The organism is Brevundimonas sp. NIBR11, assembly GCF_027912535.1.
Taxonomy (GTDB): Bacteria; Pseudomonadota; Alphaproteobacteria; order Caulobacterales; family Caulobacteraceae; genus Brevundimonas.
In genome coordinates this window covers 1,225,248-1,240,038 of the sequence record NZ_CP115465.1, presented here as the reverse complement: position 1 = coordinate 1,240,038, position 14,791 = coordinate 1,225,248, and the positions used below count along the sequence as shown (strand labels likewise).

Annotated in this window: 17 protein-coding genes; 6 read left to right on the top strand and 11 right to left on the bottom strand. The window is 66.8% G+C overall.

Going from position 1 to position 14,791, the window contains the following annotated elements:
• Positions 1 to 6 precede the first annotated feature (6 nt).
• Genes O5O43_RS06015 through O5O43_RS05980 form a run of 8 tightly spaced genes read right to left on the bottom strand, consistent with a single transcriptional unit; the run spans position 7 to position 6,826 of the window.
• Positions 7 to 396 (bottom strand): SUF system Fe-S cluster assembly protein, encoded by a 390-nt coding sequence (locus tag O5O43_RS06015; protein ID WP_271086395.1) that lies wholly within the window; start codon positions 394 to 396, stop codon positions 7 to 9.
• A gap of 5 nt (positions 397 to 401) precedes the next feature.
• Positions 402 to 1,649 (bottom strand): cysteine desulfurase, encoded by a 1,248-nt coding sequence (locus tag O5O43_RS06010; protein WP_271086002.1) that lies wholly within the window; start codon positions 1,647 to 1,649, stop codon positions 402 to 404.
• Positions 1,628 to 2,647, bottom strand: a complete 1,020-nt coding sequence (gene sufD, locus O5O43_RS06005; RefSeq protein ID WP_271086001.1) for a Fe-S cluster assembly protein SufD — start codon at positions 2,645 to 2,647, stop codon at positions 1,628 to 1,630. The genes O5O43_RS06010 and sufD overlap by 22 nt, the downstream gene beginning before the upstream one ends.
• Complete coding sequence (gene sufC / locus O5O43_RS06000; RefSeq protein WP_271086000.1) at positions 2,647 to 3,396, bottom strand: Fe-S cluster assembly ATPase SufC; 750 nt, start codon at positions 3,394 to 3,396, stop codon at positions 2,647 to 2,649. Before sufC ends, sufD begins: the two co-directional genes overlap by 1 nt.
• On the bottom strand, positions 3,397 to 3,747 hold the full coding sequence (locus O5O43_RS05995) for a hypothetical protein (protein WP_271085999.1): 351 nt from the start codon (positions 3,745 to 3,747) through the stop codon (positions 3,397 to 3,399).
• Positions 3,744 to 5,210 carry a Fe-S cluster assembly protein SufB gene (gene sufB / locus O5O43_RS05990; RefSeq protein ID WP_271085998.1) on the bottom strand — a complete coding sequence of 489 codons (1,467 nt, stop codon included), beginning with the start codon at positions 5,208 to 5,210 and terminating at the stop codon, positions 3,744 to 3,746. Before sufB ends, O5O43_RS05995 begins: the two co-directional genes overlap by 4 nt.
• A 6-nt stretch (positions 5,211 to 5,216) precedes the next feature.
• Positions 5,217 to 6,359, bottom strand: coding sequence for a cysteine desulfurase family protein (locus O5O43_RS05985; protein ID WP_271085997.1), 1,143 nt, complete (start codon positions 6,357 to 6,359; stop codon positions 5,217 to 5,219).
• Positions 6,356 to 6,826 (bottom strand): Rrf2 family transcriptional regulator, encoded by a 471-nt coding sequence (locus tag O5O43_RS05980; protein WP_271085996.1) that lies wholly within the window; start codon positions 6,824 to 6,826, stop codon positions 6,356 to 6,358. Before O5O43_RS05980 ends, O5O43_RS05985 begins: the two co-directional genes overlap by 4 nt.
• Positions 6,827 to 6,996: 170 nt before the next feature.
• Between O5O43_RS05980 and O5O43_RS05975 the strand changes: the two genes are divergently transcribed.
• Positions 6,997 to 7,647, top strand: a complete 651-nt coding sequence (locus O5O43_RS05975; protein WP_271085995.1) for an alpha/beta hydrolase — start codon at positions 6,997 to 6,999, stop codon at positions 7,645 to 7,647.
• On the opposite strand, the gene O5O43_RS05970 is transcribed toward O5O43_RS05975, so the two are convergent.
• On the bottom strand, positions 7,648 to 8,325 hold the full coding sequence (locus tag O5O43_RS05970) for a DUF6624 domain-containing protein (RefSeq protein WP_271085994.1): 678 nt from the start codon (positions 8,323 to 8,325) through the stop codon (positions 7,648 to 7,650).
• 98 nt (positions 8,326 to 8,423) lie between these two features.
• Between O5O43_RS05970 and O5O43_RS05965 the strand changes: the two genes are divergently transcribed.
• Positions 8,424 to 9,233 (top strand): transporter, encoded by an 810-nt coding sequence (locus O5O43_RS05965; RefSeq protein WP_271085993.1) that lies wholly within the window; start codon positions 8,424 to 8,426, stop codon positions 9,231 to 9,233.
• Position 9,234: 1 nt separating this feature from the next.
• Here the strand turns inward: O5O43_RS05965 and O5O43_RS05960 are convergent, their stop codons facing one another.
• Both O5O43_RS05960 and O5O43_RS05955 read right to left on the bottom strand, forming a co-directional pair.
• Positions 9,235 to 10,434 (bottom strand): DUF1343 domain-containing protein, encoded by a 1,200-nt coding sequence (locus O5O43_RS05960; protein WP_271085992.1) that lies wholly within the window; start codon positions 10,432 to 10,434, stop codon positions 9,235 to 9,237.
• Entirely contained in the window at positions 10,431 to 10,937 is a 507-nt protein-coding gene (locus O5O43_RS05955) for a DOMON-like domain-containing protein (RefSeq protein ID WP_271085991.1), read from the bottom strand. Before O5O43_RS05955 ends, O5O43_RS05960 begins: the two co-directional genes overlap by 4 nt.
• A 186-nt stretch (positions 10,938 to 11,123) precedes the next feature.
• Here O5O43_RS05955 and tyrS point away from each other — a divergent pair, with 186 nt between their 5' ends.
• The 4 genes from tyrS (at position 11,124) to O5O43_RS05935 (ending at position 14,754) form a co-directional block, all read left to right on the top strand.
• Positions 11,124 to 12,380 carry a tyrosine--tRNA ligase gene (gene tyrS / locus O5O43_RS05950; RefSeq protein ID WP_271085990.1) on the top strand — a complete coding sequence of 419 codons (1,257 nt, stop codon included), beginning with the start codon at positions 11,124 to 11,126 and terminating at the stop codon, positions 12,378 to 12,380.
• On the top strand, positions 12,380 to 12,835 hold the full coding sequence (locus tag O5O43_RS05945) for a peroxiredoxin (RefSeq protein WP_271085989.1): 456 nt from the start codon (positions 12,380 to 12,382) through the stop codon (positions 12,833 to 12,835). The genes tyrS and O5O43_RS05945 overlap by 1 nt, the downstream gene beginning before the upstream one ends.
• Positions 12,836 to 13,031: 196 nt before the next feature.
• On the top strand, positions 13,032 to 14,171 hold the full coding sequence (locus tag O5O43_RS05940) for a M23 family metallopeptidase (protein ID WP_271085988.1): 1,140 nt from the start codon (positions 13,032 to 13,034) through the stop codon (positions 14,169 to 14,171).
• A complete protein-coding gene (locus O5O43_RS05935; protein WP_271085987.1) occupies positions 14,161 to 14,754 on the top strand; it encodes a polymer-forming cytoskeletal protein in 594 nt (197 codons plus the stop codon). Before O5O43_RS05940 ends, O5O43_RS05935 begins: the two co-directional genes overlap by 11 nt.
• Positions 14,755 to 14,791 lie beyond the last annotated feature (37 nt).

Below are 14,791 nucleotides of genomic sequence, written 5' to 3'. Positions count from 1 at the left end.
GCACCCTCAGAACATGTTCAAGGCGAGCTTCGCCTCGTCGCTCATCTTGGAAGAATCCCACGGCGGGTCGAACACCAGATTGGCGCGCGCGGACTTGACGCCCTCGACCTTCATCACCGCGTCCTCGATCCAGCCCGGCATCTCGCCGGCCACCGGGCACCCGGGCGCGGTCAGGGTCATATCGATGACCACGTCGCGGTCGTCGGACAGATCGACCTTGTAGATCAGGCCCAGCTCATAGATGTCGACCGGGATTTCGGGGTCGTAGACGGTCTTCAGCGCCGCGATCAGCTCGTCGGTCAGCCGGTCGATCTCGGCCTGCGGCAGGGCGGCCTTCTGCGGCTCGTCCCACGCTTCGGCGAAGGTCTGGTTCTCGCTGATCGGCCGCTCAGTCATCTCACTCACACGAAGAATTCCCGCGCTTTGATCAGCGCGTCGGTGAAGGCATCCGCATCCTCCACGGTGTTATATAGGGCGAAGCTGGCCCGCGCGCTCGACGTCACGCCAAATCTCGTGGCCAGAGGCTCGGCGCAATGGGTCCCGGCCCGCACGGCGACGCCGTAACGATCCAGAATCTGGGCTACGTCATGGGCGTGGGCGCCCTCGACGGTGAAGGTCAGGATCGCGCCCTTCCCCTCGGCCTCGCCGATGATCCGCAGCCAGTTGAGACCCGACAGGCCCTCCACCGCGCGGTCGTAAAGCGCCTTCTCATGCGCCGCGACGGCCGCGCGGTCGAAGCCCATGAGCCAGTCCAGCGCGGCGCCCAGACCGATGGCCTCGAGGATCGGCGGGGTGCCCGCCTCGAACCGGTGCGGCACGGCGGCGTAGGTGACGCGGTCCTCGGTGACTGTCCCGATCATCTCGCCCCCGCCCTGATAGGGCGGCAGGGCCTCCAGCGCGGCCCGCTTTCCATACATGCCGCCGATGCCGGTCGGGCCATACAGCTTGTGGCCAGTGAAGACATAGAAGTCGCAGTCCAGCGCCTGAACGTCGGGGCTGCAGTGAACCGCGCCCTGGCACCCGTCGACCAGCACCAGCGCCCCAGCCGCATGGGCCAGATCGGCGACGGCGCGAACATCGTTGATCGTGCCCAGCACGTTCGACATGTGGGTGACAGCGACCAACCTTGTCCTCGGCCCGATAAGGGCGGCCAGACCCGCCATGTCCAGCGAACCGTCGTCCAGCACGGGCGCCCATTTCAGCACCACGCCCAGCCGGTCGCGAAGCATGGACCAGGACACGATGTTGGCGTGGTGCTCCATCTGGGTGACGACGATCTCGTCGCCGGCCGTCAGCGTCTGACCCAGCCCGGCGGCGACCAGATTGATCGCCTCGGTCCCGCCCTTGGTCCAGACGATCTGTTCGGCGCTCTCGGCGTTCAGGAAGCGGGCGACGGTCTCGCGCGCGGCCTCGAAGGCTTCGGTCGTCTCGTTGGCCAGGGTGTGCAGACCGCGGTGGACATTGGAGTAGCTTCCCTCCATCGCGCTGGTGAGGGCGTCGATCACCACACGCGGCTTCTGGGCCGAGGCGGCGCTGTCGAGATAGACCAGAGGCTTGCCGTTCACCGTCCGCGACAGGATCGGGAACTGGGCCCGCGCCGCGTAGGGGTCGAAGCGAGTCGCGGAGACTACAGGCGTTCCGTCAGCCATGACCGGACCACCTCCCGTGCATCTTCGTATTCGATCCGATCGACCACCTCGAACAGGAAGGCCTGGGTCAGCAGCGCCCGCGCCTCGTCCGCCGGAATGCCGCGCTGCTGCATGTAGAACAGGGCGCTCTCGTCCAGATTGCCGATCGTGTTGCCGTGCGCGCACTGCACGTCGTCGGCGTAGATCTCCAGCTCCGGCTTGGCGTCGATCTCGGCGCGTTCGCCCAGGATCAGGGCGTGGTGGCCCATGCGGGCATCCGTCCCATCCGCGCCGCGTTCGACCACGATCTTGCCCTGGAACACGCCGCGCGCGGTGTCGGCGGCGACGCCCTTGGTCAGTTGCGACGTGACGCCGTTCTCGCCCTCGTGGCGGACCACGCTGGTCAGGTCGGACTGACGCGAACCCGTCAGGGCGTAGAGGCCGTCGATGCGGACGTCAGCGCCCTCCCCGCCATGAGCGAGCGTCGTGGTCTGGCGTTGCAGCTTGGCGCCCGTCGCGATCGTCGTCTGGCGATAGGTCCCGCCCTTGGCCACCTTCACGTCGATGTCGGTGACGGAGATGGCGTCTTCCGGCTCCTCGACCAGGACAACGCGGGTCACCTCGGCGCCCGAGGCCACGTCGATGTCGAGCCGGTTGTGAGCGACATAGGCCGAGCCGGTCCCCTCATGGGTTTCCAGCAGCAGCAGCTTGGCGCCCGGCCGCGCCACGACGCGCGCAGCGGCCGTGTGGCCCGTCCCCTCGGCCTGGGAGATGAAGCGCAGACGAAGGGTCTGTTCGCCCGAGGCGATGAAGTCGGTCACGCCCACCGGGCGGCCGTTGGCGAAGACGATCGCCTCGCCGCCCAGCTCGTAGAAGGGTCCCGGCGGGCCGACGGCCGTGGTCGGCGACGGCTCAGGCGCCTCGCGCAGATATCGACGCAGGTCGCTGTATTTCCAAGCCTCCACCCGCCGCGACGGGAAGGTCGAGGCGTCGGTCAGGTCGATCTTCGGCTGCACCATCACGCGGCCTGCGGCAGGTATTTGTCATACCCTTCCGCCTCCAGCTGCAGCGCCAGTTCCGGGCCGCCCGAGGCGACGATGCGGCCGGCGGCCAGCACATGGACCCGGTCCGGTTTGATGTAGTCGAGCAGGCGCTGATAGTGGGTGATGACCAGCATCGAGCGGTCGGGCGAACGCAGCGCATTCACCCCCTCCGACACGATGCGCAGGGCGTCGATGTCGAGGCCGGAATCGGTCTCGTCGAGGATCAGCAGCGACGGCTCCAGAAGGGCCATCTGCAGGATCTCCATCCGCTTCTTCTCGCCGCCCGAGAAGCCGACGTTCAGCGGCCGTTTCAGCATGTCGAAGTCCATCTTCAGCGCCTTGGACGCCTCCCGGACCAGCTTCAGGAAGGCCGGCGCCGAGACCTCGTCCTCGCCGCGTTGACGACGCTGGGCGTTCAGGGCCGTGCGCACGAAGGTCAGGGCCGGCACGCCCGGAATCTCGATCGGATACTGGAACGACAGGAAGACGCCCTTGGCCGCCCGCTCGGCCGGGTCGAGGTCCAGCAGGTCCTCGCCGTTCCAGACGACGGCGCCTTCGGTCGCCTCATAGCCGGGCCGACCCGACAGGGCGTAGCCGAGCGTGGACTTACCCGCCCCGTTCGGCCCCATGATGGCGTGCACCTCGCCGGCGGGAACGTCGAGCGTCAGCCCCTTGAGGATCGGCTTGTCGCCGACGGAGACGTGGAGGTTGGAGATGGAGAGCATTCAGTTGGTCTTCGAAAAAAGGCGGCGAAGCAGGGAGGTCGCGCTGTTGGTATTGGCTTTTGGTTCGACGTCCGGAATCGTCACGGTTCTCTGAAACCAATATTCGTGCATGGCATCGAGGAAGTCCGGCTTGTTTACCGGGTAGCCCGAGGCGTCGCCGATGACAGAGTCGATGGAACACTGCGGACACAAGGCCGTGCCGCCCGGCTCTTCGATCCAGTTTTCGATCTCCTTCGGCGCGTAGTTTTGCAGGCAATAGAAGCAGCCGCAGACCTGACTGACTTCAAGCTCCGCCTTGTGACCGCTGCTGTGCTGGTGCGCGGCCTCGAGGTAGGCGACAGGGTAGCTCACCCCACGCTCCCTTCCAGACTGATCGCCACCAGCTTCTGGGCCTCGACGGCGAACTCCATCGGCAGCTTCTGCATCACGTCGCGGACGAAGCCGTTGACCAGCAGGGCCACCGCCTCTTCCTGCGAAAGCCCGCGCTGCTGGGCGTAGAACAGCTGATCGTCCGACAGACGCGTCGTCGTCGCCTCGTGCTCAAGCTGGGCCGAGCCGTTGCGGGCCTCGATATAGGGCACGGTGTGGGATCCGCAGTCCTTGCCGATCAGCAGGCTGTCGCACTGGGTGAAGTTGCGCACCCCCGTCGCCTTCGGATGGACCGAGACGAGGCCGCGATAGGTCGAGTCCGATTTTCCAGCCGACACCGCCTTGGCGACGATGCGCGACTTCGAGTTCTTGCCCAGGTGGATCATCTTGGTGCCGGTGTCGGCCTGCTGATGCCCGTTGGTGATGGCGATCGAATAGAACTCGCCCGAGCTCTCCTCGCCCTTGAGGATGCAGGAGGGGTATTTCCAGGTCACGGCCGAGCCCGTCTCGACCTGGGTCCACGAGACTTTGGACCGGTCGCCTCGACAGTCGGCGCGCTTGGTGACGAAGTTGTAGATGCCGCCCTTGCCCTCGGCATCGCCGGGGTACCAGTTCTGGACCGTCGAATATTTGATCTCGGCGTCGTCCAGCGCGACCAGTTCGACCACCGCTGCATGCAGCTGGTTCTCGTCTCGCATCGGGGCGGTGCAGCCCTCCAGATACGAGACGTAGCTGCCCTTGTCGGCGATGATCAGGGTGCGTTCGAACTGACCGGTCTGGCTGGCGTTGATGCGGAAATAGGTCGACAGCTCCATCGGGCAGCGCACGCCCGGCGGAATGTAGACGAACGAACCGTCGGAGAAGACCGCCGAATTCAGCGCCGCGAAATAGTTGTCCGAGACCGGCACGACCGATCCCAGATATTGCCGCACCAAATCAGGATACTCGCGCAAGGCCTCGGAAATGGGCATGAAAATCACGCCGACCTTGGCCAGCTCGGCCTTGAAGGTGGTGACCACGCTGACGCTGTCGAACACGGCGTCCACGGCGTAGCGCGGCGCGCCTTCGACGCCCGCCAGCACCGCCTGTTCGCTCAGGGGGATGCCCAGCTTCTTGTAGACCTCGAGGATTTCCGGATCGACTTCGTCCAGCGACTTGGGCCCGTCCTTTTTTTTCGGCGCGGCGTAATAGAACAGCGACTGGTAGTCGACCGGCTCGTACTTCACCGCCGCCCAGGTCGGCTCCTCCATCGCCAGCCAGCGCTCATAGGCGGCCAGACGCCATTCCAGCATCCACTCCGGCTCGCCCTTCTTCTCGGAGATGAAGCGCACGATGTCGGCGTTCAGCCCGCGCGGGGCGTATTCCGTCTCGATGTCGGACGTGAAACCGTGCTCGTATTTCTCGAGGGCGGCGACGGCGTCGATGGTTTCCTGAACGGCGGCCATGGCTTGTTACGCAACTTCCTTCGCGCGCTCGGCGGCGCGCGACTTCTGCCGATCCCAGGCCTTCACCCAAGCTTCGGCGAACCTGATCCAGTCCCCCTCCGTCGTGCCCCAGCCGCCCGAGACGCGCACGCCGCCGGTGGCCAGATCCATCCGCCCCATGGCCACGATGGCGCGGCTCGGCTTAGTCTTGCCGGAGGAACAGGCGCTGCCGGCCGAGACCATGACGCCGTCCAGATCCAGCACGATCAGCTGCTGCGGGCTGTCCCAGCCGGGCACGGACAGGAACAGGGTGTTGGGCAGACGCGGCGCGCCCTTGCCCAGGATGGTTGCCCCGGCCGCCTCCACGGCCGCCTCTGCCGCATCGCGCCACGGACGGTGCGCCTCGGCCTTCGGCAGATCACGCACGGCGCAGTCGGCGGCGACGCCGAAGCCCGCGATGCCCGGCACATTCTCGGTCCCGGCGCGGAGGCCGCGCTCCTGACCGGCGCCGTGAATGATGCGAACCGCCGACGCGCCCTCGCCGAGCACCAGCGCCCCAACGCCCTGCGGTCCGCCCAGCTTGTGCGCGGACAGGGTCAGGCTGTCGGCGCCGAGCGCGCGCATATCGACCGGGATCTTGCCCGTCGACTGGATGGCGTCGACGTGCAGCCAGCCCTTGGCCGCCCGCACAAGACGCGCCGCCTCGGCGATCGGCTGGATCACGCCGCTTTCGTTGTTGGCGTGATGGATGGCGACGACGGCCCGGCCGCCGGTCTGGTTCAGCAGCTGACCCAGTTTGACCAGGTCGATGACGCCCTTCGCATCCACCGGCAGCGGCTTGACCGACTTGCCGGACGCCATGGCCGCCTCGATCACGCAAGGGTGCTCGGTGGCGCAGACGATCAATCGCTCGCAGCCCGCAGCGATGGCGCTCTGCAAACCTTGCGCGTTCGCCTCAGTGCCGCCCGAGGTGAAGACGACCGCCGTCGGATCGGCCCCGACCAGTGCGGCCACCTTGGCCCGCGCCGTTTCGACCCGCGCCCGCGCGCGCCGTCCGGCCGCATGGACCGCCGACGGATTGCCGTTGTCGGCCAGGGCCTCCGCCATGACCTGAAGCACCTCGGGCCGCACCAGGGCCGAGGCGTTGTAGTCGAGATAGACGCCGCTCATGCCGCCACCCCGACTTTACGCGCAGCCGGCCGCCTGGACGTGCGGTTCAGGATCACGTCTTCCAGCGAGACACTGGACAGATAGCGGTGGATTTCGTCGCCGAGATCTTCCCACAGATTGTGGGTGATGCAGCGCTCGCCGCCCAGCATGCAGCCGCGCGGCGTGCCGTGGGCGGCGCAGCGCGTCGCCCGGATCGGCTCATCGACCGCCAGGACGATTTCGGACACCACAGTTTCGCCGGCCGTCTTGGCGAGACGATAGCCGCCGCCCGGACCGCGCACGCTGCGCACCAGACCGCTCTTTCTCAGGCGAGCAAACAGCTGTTCGAGATAACTCAATGAAATTTCCTGGCGCGTGGCGATCTCGGCCAGAGACACGGCGCGGCCTTCGCCGGCGTCCGAGCGGCCGTGCCGGGCCAGATCGGCCATCGCCATCACGGCGTATCGTCCCTTGGTCGACAGTCGCATCGCCCATCCTCAAAAATCGCGCGCTTTTCAGGGGTCTTGTGCTATGACCCGCCGCTTCGCGAGGCGGCCGAACGCAGGTGGGACTTAGAAAGTCCTACCCCTGTGGTCAAGTATTCCGGCGGCCCGAAACGACATAAGTGAACGGATTCCGGAGCCCCCAAGGAGCCCCAATGCCTGAAGTCATCCTGCCCGGCGCCTCCGGCCGCATCGAAGGCCGTTATTCCCCCGGCAAGCGCGCCAATGCGCCGATCGCCCTGATCCTGCATCCCCACCCCAAGGCGGGCGGGCACATGAACAACCCGGTCGCGGTGACCCTGTACCAGCTGTTCGTGAAGCGCGGCTTCGCGACCCTGCGCTACAACTCGCGCGGCGTCGGCAAGTCCCAGGGCGAGTTCGACTCGGGCATCGGCGAGCTGGCCGATGCGGCCACGGCCCTGGACTGGCTCCAGGCCAACAACCCCGCCGCCACCCAGACCTGGGTCGCCGGCTATCAGTTCGGGGCCTACATCGGCATGCAGCTTCTGATGCGTCGCCCCGAGACGGACGGCTTCATCTCGGTGTCGCCGCCGTCGAACATGTACGACTTCTCCTTCCTGGCCCCCTGCCCGGCGTCCGGCCTGTTCCTGCACGGCACGGCCGACAGCATCGTCCCGCCGGTCGAGGTCGAGCGCGTGGTCAACAAGCTGCGCACCCAGAAGGGCATCGTCATCGACTACGAGCTCGAAGAAGGCGCCAGCCACTTCTGGCAGGACCACATCGACGCCGTGGACCGCCGCGTCGGCGCCTATCTGGACAAGCGGCTGGAAGAAAAGCCGGCCTGATCAGCGCGGCGTGCAGGCGGGATAGTCGGCGAACCGCGCCTCATATTCAGCCAGCGTCCACGGAAAGCCCATAGCCTCGCGGCGGGCTTCGACATTCTCGGGGTCTTCCAGGTTTTCGCGGTCGATGACCCACCGGCCGCCGACGCAGGTCATCTGCGTTCCGTACCGCTGTGGCCGGCCTTCGTTGATCGCCAGCCTGTCGTACATCAGGCCATAGCTCTGACCCTCGACCTCCCCGGTCGCGACGAGCGGCTCCAGCACCGGCACGAACCTTCGCCAGTGCTCCAGTTCGGAATGCTGTATGATAAGGAAGGCCGCCCCTGCGCCTTGCCGCCCATAGACCGACTGAAGGAACCAGCCCTTGGGCGGGATCATCTTCAGGAGCTTGGCGGTCAGACGATGATCCATGGCCGTGACGGGCGCCCAAAGGGCGTCGTTGGCCGCTTGACGCTCGCCCTCGGGCAGGTCGTTGAGGTCGATGGGGATCAGGCCGCGCCGACCGACCTGATCCATCGCCCCCATCCGGTCCAGACGCTCGGCGTCGTTGCGGGCCGGCGGCAGGGCGGCTTGGCGCGCGACCTCGGCGTCAATCGCCGCCTGAACCGGCGAGATCCGCGCCAGCACCTCGGGCGACACATCCTGCGTGGCGATCGCCAGCGCCATCATAAGTTCGACCATCGAGCCCCTCCGCCACCAGAGGTTCGGCGGCCATTGTGGCGCGAGCGAGACAGCAGTCATCGCCAAGCGGGAGTATTCCGACCGCAATGGAGATTCGAATGCACGCCCTGCCCTTCCTGTTGATCGCCTCAGCCCTGTTCGCGGCGCCCGCCGTCGCCCAGGACGCCAGCTTGCGTCCTTTTTGCGCCGACCGTCCCGGAAAAGGCACGCCGACCTGCATACTCGATGTGGGTCGCTGGCAGGCGGAAGTTGGCTTGGTCGATGGCGCGCGCCAGTCGGACCAAGGCGTCAAGGCCGAGAGCTGGGCCTACGGCGATCTCTTTCTCCGTTACGGCCTGACGCCGAGGACCGAATTTCAGTTCGGCATCACCTCCTGGACCCACGAAAAGGTGACGGACCGCTCCACCGGCGACACAGAGACCGCCGACGGGACCAGCGACATCCAGATCGGCTTCCGCCACTCCCTGGCCAATCCGGATGGGTCCGGCGTCTCCGTGGCGTTGGCCGGTTTCATCACCGCCCCAAGCGGCTCGCGCGACGTACGCGGCGACGGTATCGAGGGCGGCGTCGTGCTGCCTATGGCCCTGCCGCTCAACGATGACTGGGGTCTGTCTCTCTCGCCCGAGATCGACATCGTCGCCGATAGCGACGGCGCAGGCCGCCACGCCGCCTACACGATGGTCGCAGGCGTCGGTCGGGGGTTCGGCCAGTGGGCGCTCGGCGCCGAGCTATGGGTCAGCCGTGATGACGATCCGATCGAGGCCGTAACGCAATCCACCTTCGACCTGACCGCCGTCTGGACCCCACCCTCTATGCCCGACGCCCAGGTGGACTTCGGCCTGAACTTCGGCCTCAACGACGACAGCCCGGACCTGGAGTTCGGCGTGGGCGTGGCGCGGCGGTTTTAGATCAGTAGATCAGATACGGCTTGCGCGCCTCGATCCAGGCTGCTTCGTCCGGCCCCGCGACGGCGTCCAGATCGGCGGCTGTCGAGTTCGCGTCATCGACCCATTCGCGCAAGGCCGGCCCGCCGTTGATCACGTCGATCGGCAGCTTCCCGAAGGCATACTCATATGGGAAGTCCCGCCACAGGTCGTAGTCCGGATACAGCCGCCGGATGGCCTTGAAGCCCAGGGCTAGGACCCGCCACGGCCGGAAGGCGGCGTGGTCGTAGTGCGGCCCCTCCACGTGGATCTGCACGCCCGAACATAGCTGGCCGACATGTTTATGGAAGGTCGGCTCGAACCAGATGTCCCGCAGCACACAGCCCTTCACCCATTCCGGCGCGAAGGCCTTCATCTCGGCGATCACGGCGCGGGTGTCGATGTCGGGGGCGCCAAACAGCTCCAGCGGCCGGGTCGTGCCGCGCCCCTCCGAGATCGTCGCGCCCTCGACCATCACCGTGCCAGGGTAGGCCCGCGCCATCGACAGGTTTGGCGCATTGGGGCTGGGGTTGATCCAGGCGCGTTCGCCCAGCGGCCAGCCGTAACCCGGCCCGGCCTCGGGGTCGTAACCGTGCATCTCGATGACGCGGTAAGCGACCTTGAGCTTGAAGTGATCGATAAACCAGTGGCCCAGTTCCCCCAGGGTCAGGCCATGCCGCATCGGCATGGGGCCGGCGCCGACGAAGCTTTCCCAGCCCGGGACCAGGGTCGTGCCCTCGGCCGGCCGCCCGGCAGGGTTCGGCCGGTCGAGCACCCAGACCTCCTTGCCATGCTTGCCCGCTGCTTCCAGCATGTAGAGCAGGGTCGTGATGAAGGTGTAGATGCGGCACCCCAGGTCCTGCAGGTCGATCAGGACGATGTCGAAGGTGTTCATCCACTGACCGCGCGGCCGGCGCACCTCGCCGTACAGGCTGAAGACGGGGAAGCCATGGACCGGATCGGTGTAGTCCGGGCTCTCCATCATATTGTCCTGCAGGTCGCCCTTCATCCCGTGCTGGGGACCGAAGGCGGCGGTGATGTTGACCCCCGCCCCGATCAGGGCGTCGATGGAATGGGTCAGGTCCGCCGTCACCGACGCCGGATGCGCCACCAGCGCCACCCGCCGCCCCTTCAGCGCGGCCAGCAGTTCGGGCTCGGAGAGAACGCGGTCGATGCCGAATTTCATGGCAGGTCCAGAACGAAGGAATCGGGATGATGGAAGTCCGGCTTATCCGACGGATGCGCCAGCGCCCACCAGGTCTTCGCTCCATCGACGGTCTCGATCACGGCTGACAGGGCCAACCGGGTCGCCTCGACCGGCAGTTCGATCCGCCCCTCCAGCGCGACATAGTCGCGACCGCCGTCCAGTCCCTCGACCACGCACACCTCGGCGGCGGGCCGCATGCCCTCGCGATAGCTGTCGAAGCGATAGCTGGCCCACTGGCCCGAGGGCGACAGGTTGAACTCGCGATAGCCGTCATCTGTGGCGACGAACGCCTCGAAACAGGTGTGCTTCCACAGCTCGTCGGCCCGACCGACCGGCGCCTTCCCGGGCCAGGCGATGAAGTCCGGATTGTCGTCGACGATGAACCGCAGCCACAGCAGCGCGCCCTCACGCTCGAACTCGACCGAGATCGCTTCGGGATAGACGTGGTCCGGGTCGGGGTATGGAACCAGGCTGACGATCATCCCCAACCGATAGCGTCCGCTTGACGCCGGTCAACCGCGACCGCTACCAACCGGCCCATGTTCGCCGCACGCGCCCTCTCCGGCCTCTATTGCCGCCCCTCGACCTGATCGAGCGGCTGCGAACCCCTGCGCCGCATCTTGCCGGCGCGAGACAAAGCGCCGGCCTCCCTGCTAACGGAGCCGACCATGACCGAACAAAGCTTCCAGTCCGACTTCCTGCAGACGCTTCAGGCGCGCGGCTATATTCATCAGATCACCCATCCGGCCGAGCTGGATGCGGCGGCGAATTCCGGCGTGGTCGCAGGCTATATCGGCTTTGACGCCACGGCGCCCTCGCTACACGTCGGCAGCCTGATCCAGATCATGATGCTGCGCCGGCTGCAGCAGGCGGGCGGCAAGCCCATCGTCCTGATGGGCGGCGGCACGACCAAGGTCGGCGACCCGACCGGCAAGGACGCCTCGCGTCCGCAGCTGACCGACGAGACGATCCGGTCGAACATCGACACCATCAAGACGGTGTTCGCCAAATTCCTGAGCTTCGGGGACGGGCCGACCGACGCGGTCATGGTCAACAACGACGACTGGCTGTCGGGCTACGGCTACATCCAGTTCCTGCGCGACTTCGGCACGCAGTTCACCGTCAACCGCATGCTGGCCTTCGACTCGGTCAAGCTGAGGTTGGAACGGGAACAGCCGATGACCTTCCTCGAGTTCAACTACATGCTGATGCAGTCGGTGGACTTTCTCGAGCTGAATCGCGCCAGGAACGTCACGCTTCAGATGGGCGGGTCGGACCAGTGGGGCAACATCGTCTCCGGCGTCGACCTGGTGCGTCGCGTGGATCAGAAATCCGCCTTCGGCCTGACCACGCCGCTGCTGACCACGGCCTCGGGCGGCAAGATGGGCAAGACGGCGCAAGGGGCGATCTGGCTGAACTCGGAACAGCTCAGCCCCTACGACTACTGGCAGTTCTGGCGGAACGCCGAGGACGCCGACGTCGGCCGCTTCATGCGCCTGTTCACCGACCTGTCGCTGGACGAGATCGCCGGGTTCGAGGCGCTGGAAGGCGCGAAGATCAACGACGCCAAGAAGGCCCTGGCCGATGCGGCGACGACGCTTCTGCACGGAGCGGAGGCGGCGGCGTCCGCCCGCGCGGCTGCCGAGAGCGCTTTCGAGCAAGGCACGCTGTCCGCCGACCTGCCAACCATCGAACTGCCCGCCTCGGAGGTTATCGGCGCCATGCTGGCGGCCGTCGCCACCAAGGCGGGTCTGACCGCCTCCAACGGCGAGGCGCGTCGCATGGCCCAGGGTGGAGGTTTGCGCCTCAACGACGAGGCCATCACCGACGGCGCCCGACTGATCGAAGTGTCAGACGTCAATGCGGACGGCGTCATCAAGCTGGCGGCGGGCAAGAAGAAGCTGATGCTGGTGAGACCCGTCTGATGTCCGAAATCACCGAAGACTCTAAAGCCCCCGTATTCGACATCCCCGCCGACAATGGCGGTCGCGCCACCCTCGACGGCCCGACCGCCATCTTCTTCTATCCGAAAGCCGACACGCCCAGCTGCACCAATGAGGCTGTCGACTTCTCGACCCGCGCCGCAGACTTCGCCGCCCTCGGCGTCACGGTCATCGGCATCTCGCGCGATCCGGTGAAGAAGCTCGACCGTTTCAAGGCCAAGCACGACCTCCATGTCATCCTGGGCTCCGACGAGGCCGGGGCTGTCACCGACGCCTATGGCGTCTGGGTCCTGAAGACCCTCTACGGCCGTGAATATATGGGCATCGAGCGGGCGACATTCCTGATCGACGGCGAAGGGGTGGTGCGCAGGGTCTGGCGTCAGGTCCGCGTCAAGGACCACGCCGACGCCGTTCTGGCGGCCGCGAGAGAGCTCTAGCCCGTCGCCTGCTGAGAACTCTAGTTATAGGGAGCCGCTCTACAGTCTAGGCGATTACCCCAACGACGCGAATCTACTGACCTGTAGATTCGTTTTCTCCCCTTCTGGTCTGCAACGTGGTTAACATTGCGTGAACGGTATTGCCGTTCCCAAGCTACTCCTTGATAAAGCGTCCCGAGCGTGGGGGCGTGTTCGAATGGCTGGAGAAACAGGGGCGGCGAAGCCCTCTTTGATCGAGCGCTGGTTTCCCGAGCGCCATCTGTTCCTACGCACCAACGGCGACATTCGCGGTCACGTCCTGACCAGCAAGAAGCAGATGATGCTCGCGGGGGTCGCCGTCGCGGCCGCCGCCTGGACCCTAGTCGCCTCGGGCGGCTTCATCTTCGACTTGGTCACCCGCAGCCAGGCCGACTCCGAAGTGGTCAAGGCGCGCGCCGCCTCCGAACGCCTGAACGCCGACCTGCAGGCCCGTCTTGAGACCGCCGTCGTGCGAATGACCGCCACAACCGGAGGGCTCGATGAAATGGCTCAGATGGTCGAGCGCCGTCACGCGGCCCTGACCGGCGTCATGAGCATGTTCCACGGCGTCGACGGCGCCCAGGCCGCTCTCGCTCCCGCCGCCCCGCTGGATCACGCCCGTCCGGTTCAGCGCATCGTCGCGGTTCGCATGGATCAGGAGCGTCTGATCGAGCGCGCCGGCGACTTCGCCCAGACCCGCGCCGAACGCCTCCGCCTCGCCTTCCGTCTCGCCGGCCTGAACCCCGCCGCCTACGCCGCCGCCGGTTCGGCCCTGGGCGGCCCGCTGGTCGAGGCCAAGGACCCGCAGGCCTTGGCCGCCATCCTCGACGTCGATGAGCCGTTCGCCGTCCGTATCCGCCACGCCGCCGACAACCTGTCGGAGATGCGCGGTCTGGCCGACGCCGCCGAACACCTGCCCTTCGACCGCCCGACCCAAGCCCGCACCACCTCCGGCTTCGGTGTCCGTTTTGATCCGTTCAACGGCCGTCCGGCGGTCCATCAGGGCCAGGACTTCGCCGCCCCTCTAAACACCCCGATCTACGCCACCGCTCCCGGAATCGTGTCTTTCGCCGGCGTTCGTTCAGGGTATGGCAACACCGTTGAGATAGACCACGGGCGCGGTTTCAAGACCCGCTTCGCCCATCTGAACGCCATGGCCGTCCAGCCCGGCCAGCGCATCGCGCTGGGCCAGCGGATCGGGGCCATGGGCACGACAGGACGCTCGACCGGCGTGCACCTGCACTATGAAGTGTGGATGGACGGCCGCCCGCAGAACCCCGCCCGCTTTATGAGAGCAGGAGACACCCTTGTTCAATAAGACCAAATCCCCCGCCCCCGCCACGCCGGACCGCCCGTCGAACGCGCCGCCGATCCCGCCCCTGCCGGATCTGCCGTCGTCGGGCGGCATGAACCGCGCGGCGCCCGCGCCCGCCCCCTCGCCCATCGCCTCCTCGCGGGGCCTGTCGACGCTGTCGTCAGACCTGCAGTTCGAGGGCGGCATCTCGGGCGGCGGCGACCTGCAGGTCGACGGCTCGATCAAGGGCGACGTTCGTGTCGGCCGCCTGATCGTTGGCGAGACTGGCGCCATCGAAGGCAACGTCACCGCCGATTATCTCGAGGTCCGCGGCCGCGTCGTCGGCGCCGTCACCGGCAAACAGGTCAAGCTGGTCTCGACCGCCTATGTCGACGGCGACATCACCGCCGAACAACTGTCGATCGACATCGGCGCCTATTTCCAGGGCCGCGTCCTGCAAAGCCGCCGCGAAGCGCCGGCGCCGGTGGCTCCGGCGCCCCGGCCGGTCGTCGCCGCGCCAGCCCCGGCCGCTTCGGACTTTGACGCCCCCGCCGCTCCCGCGCGGGCCGAGCCCGCGCCCCAGGTCATCGATCTGAAGTCGGTCTGATCCGGCCGACAGGCTGAAATGCGAAGGGCGGCTTCTC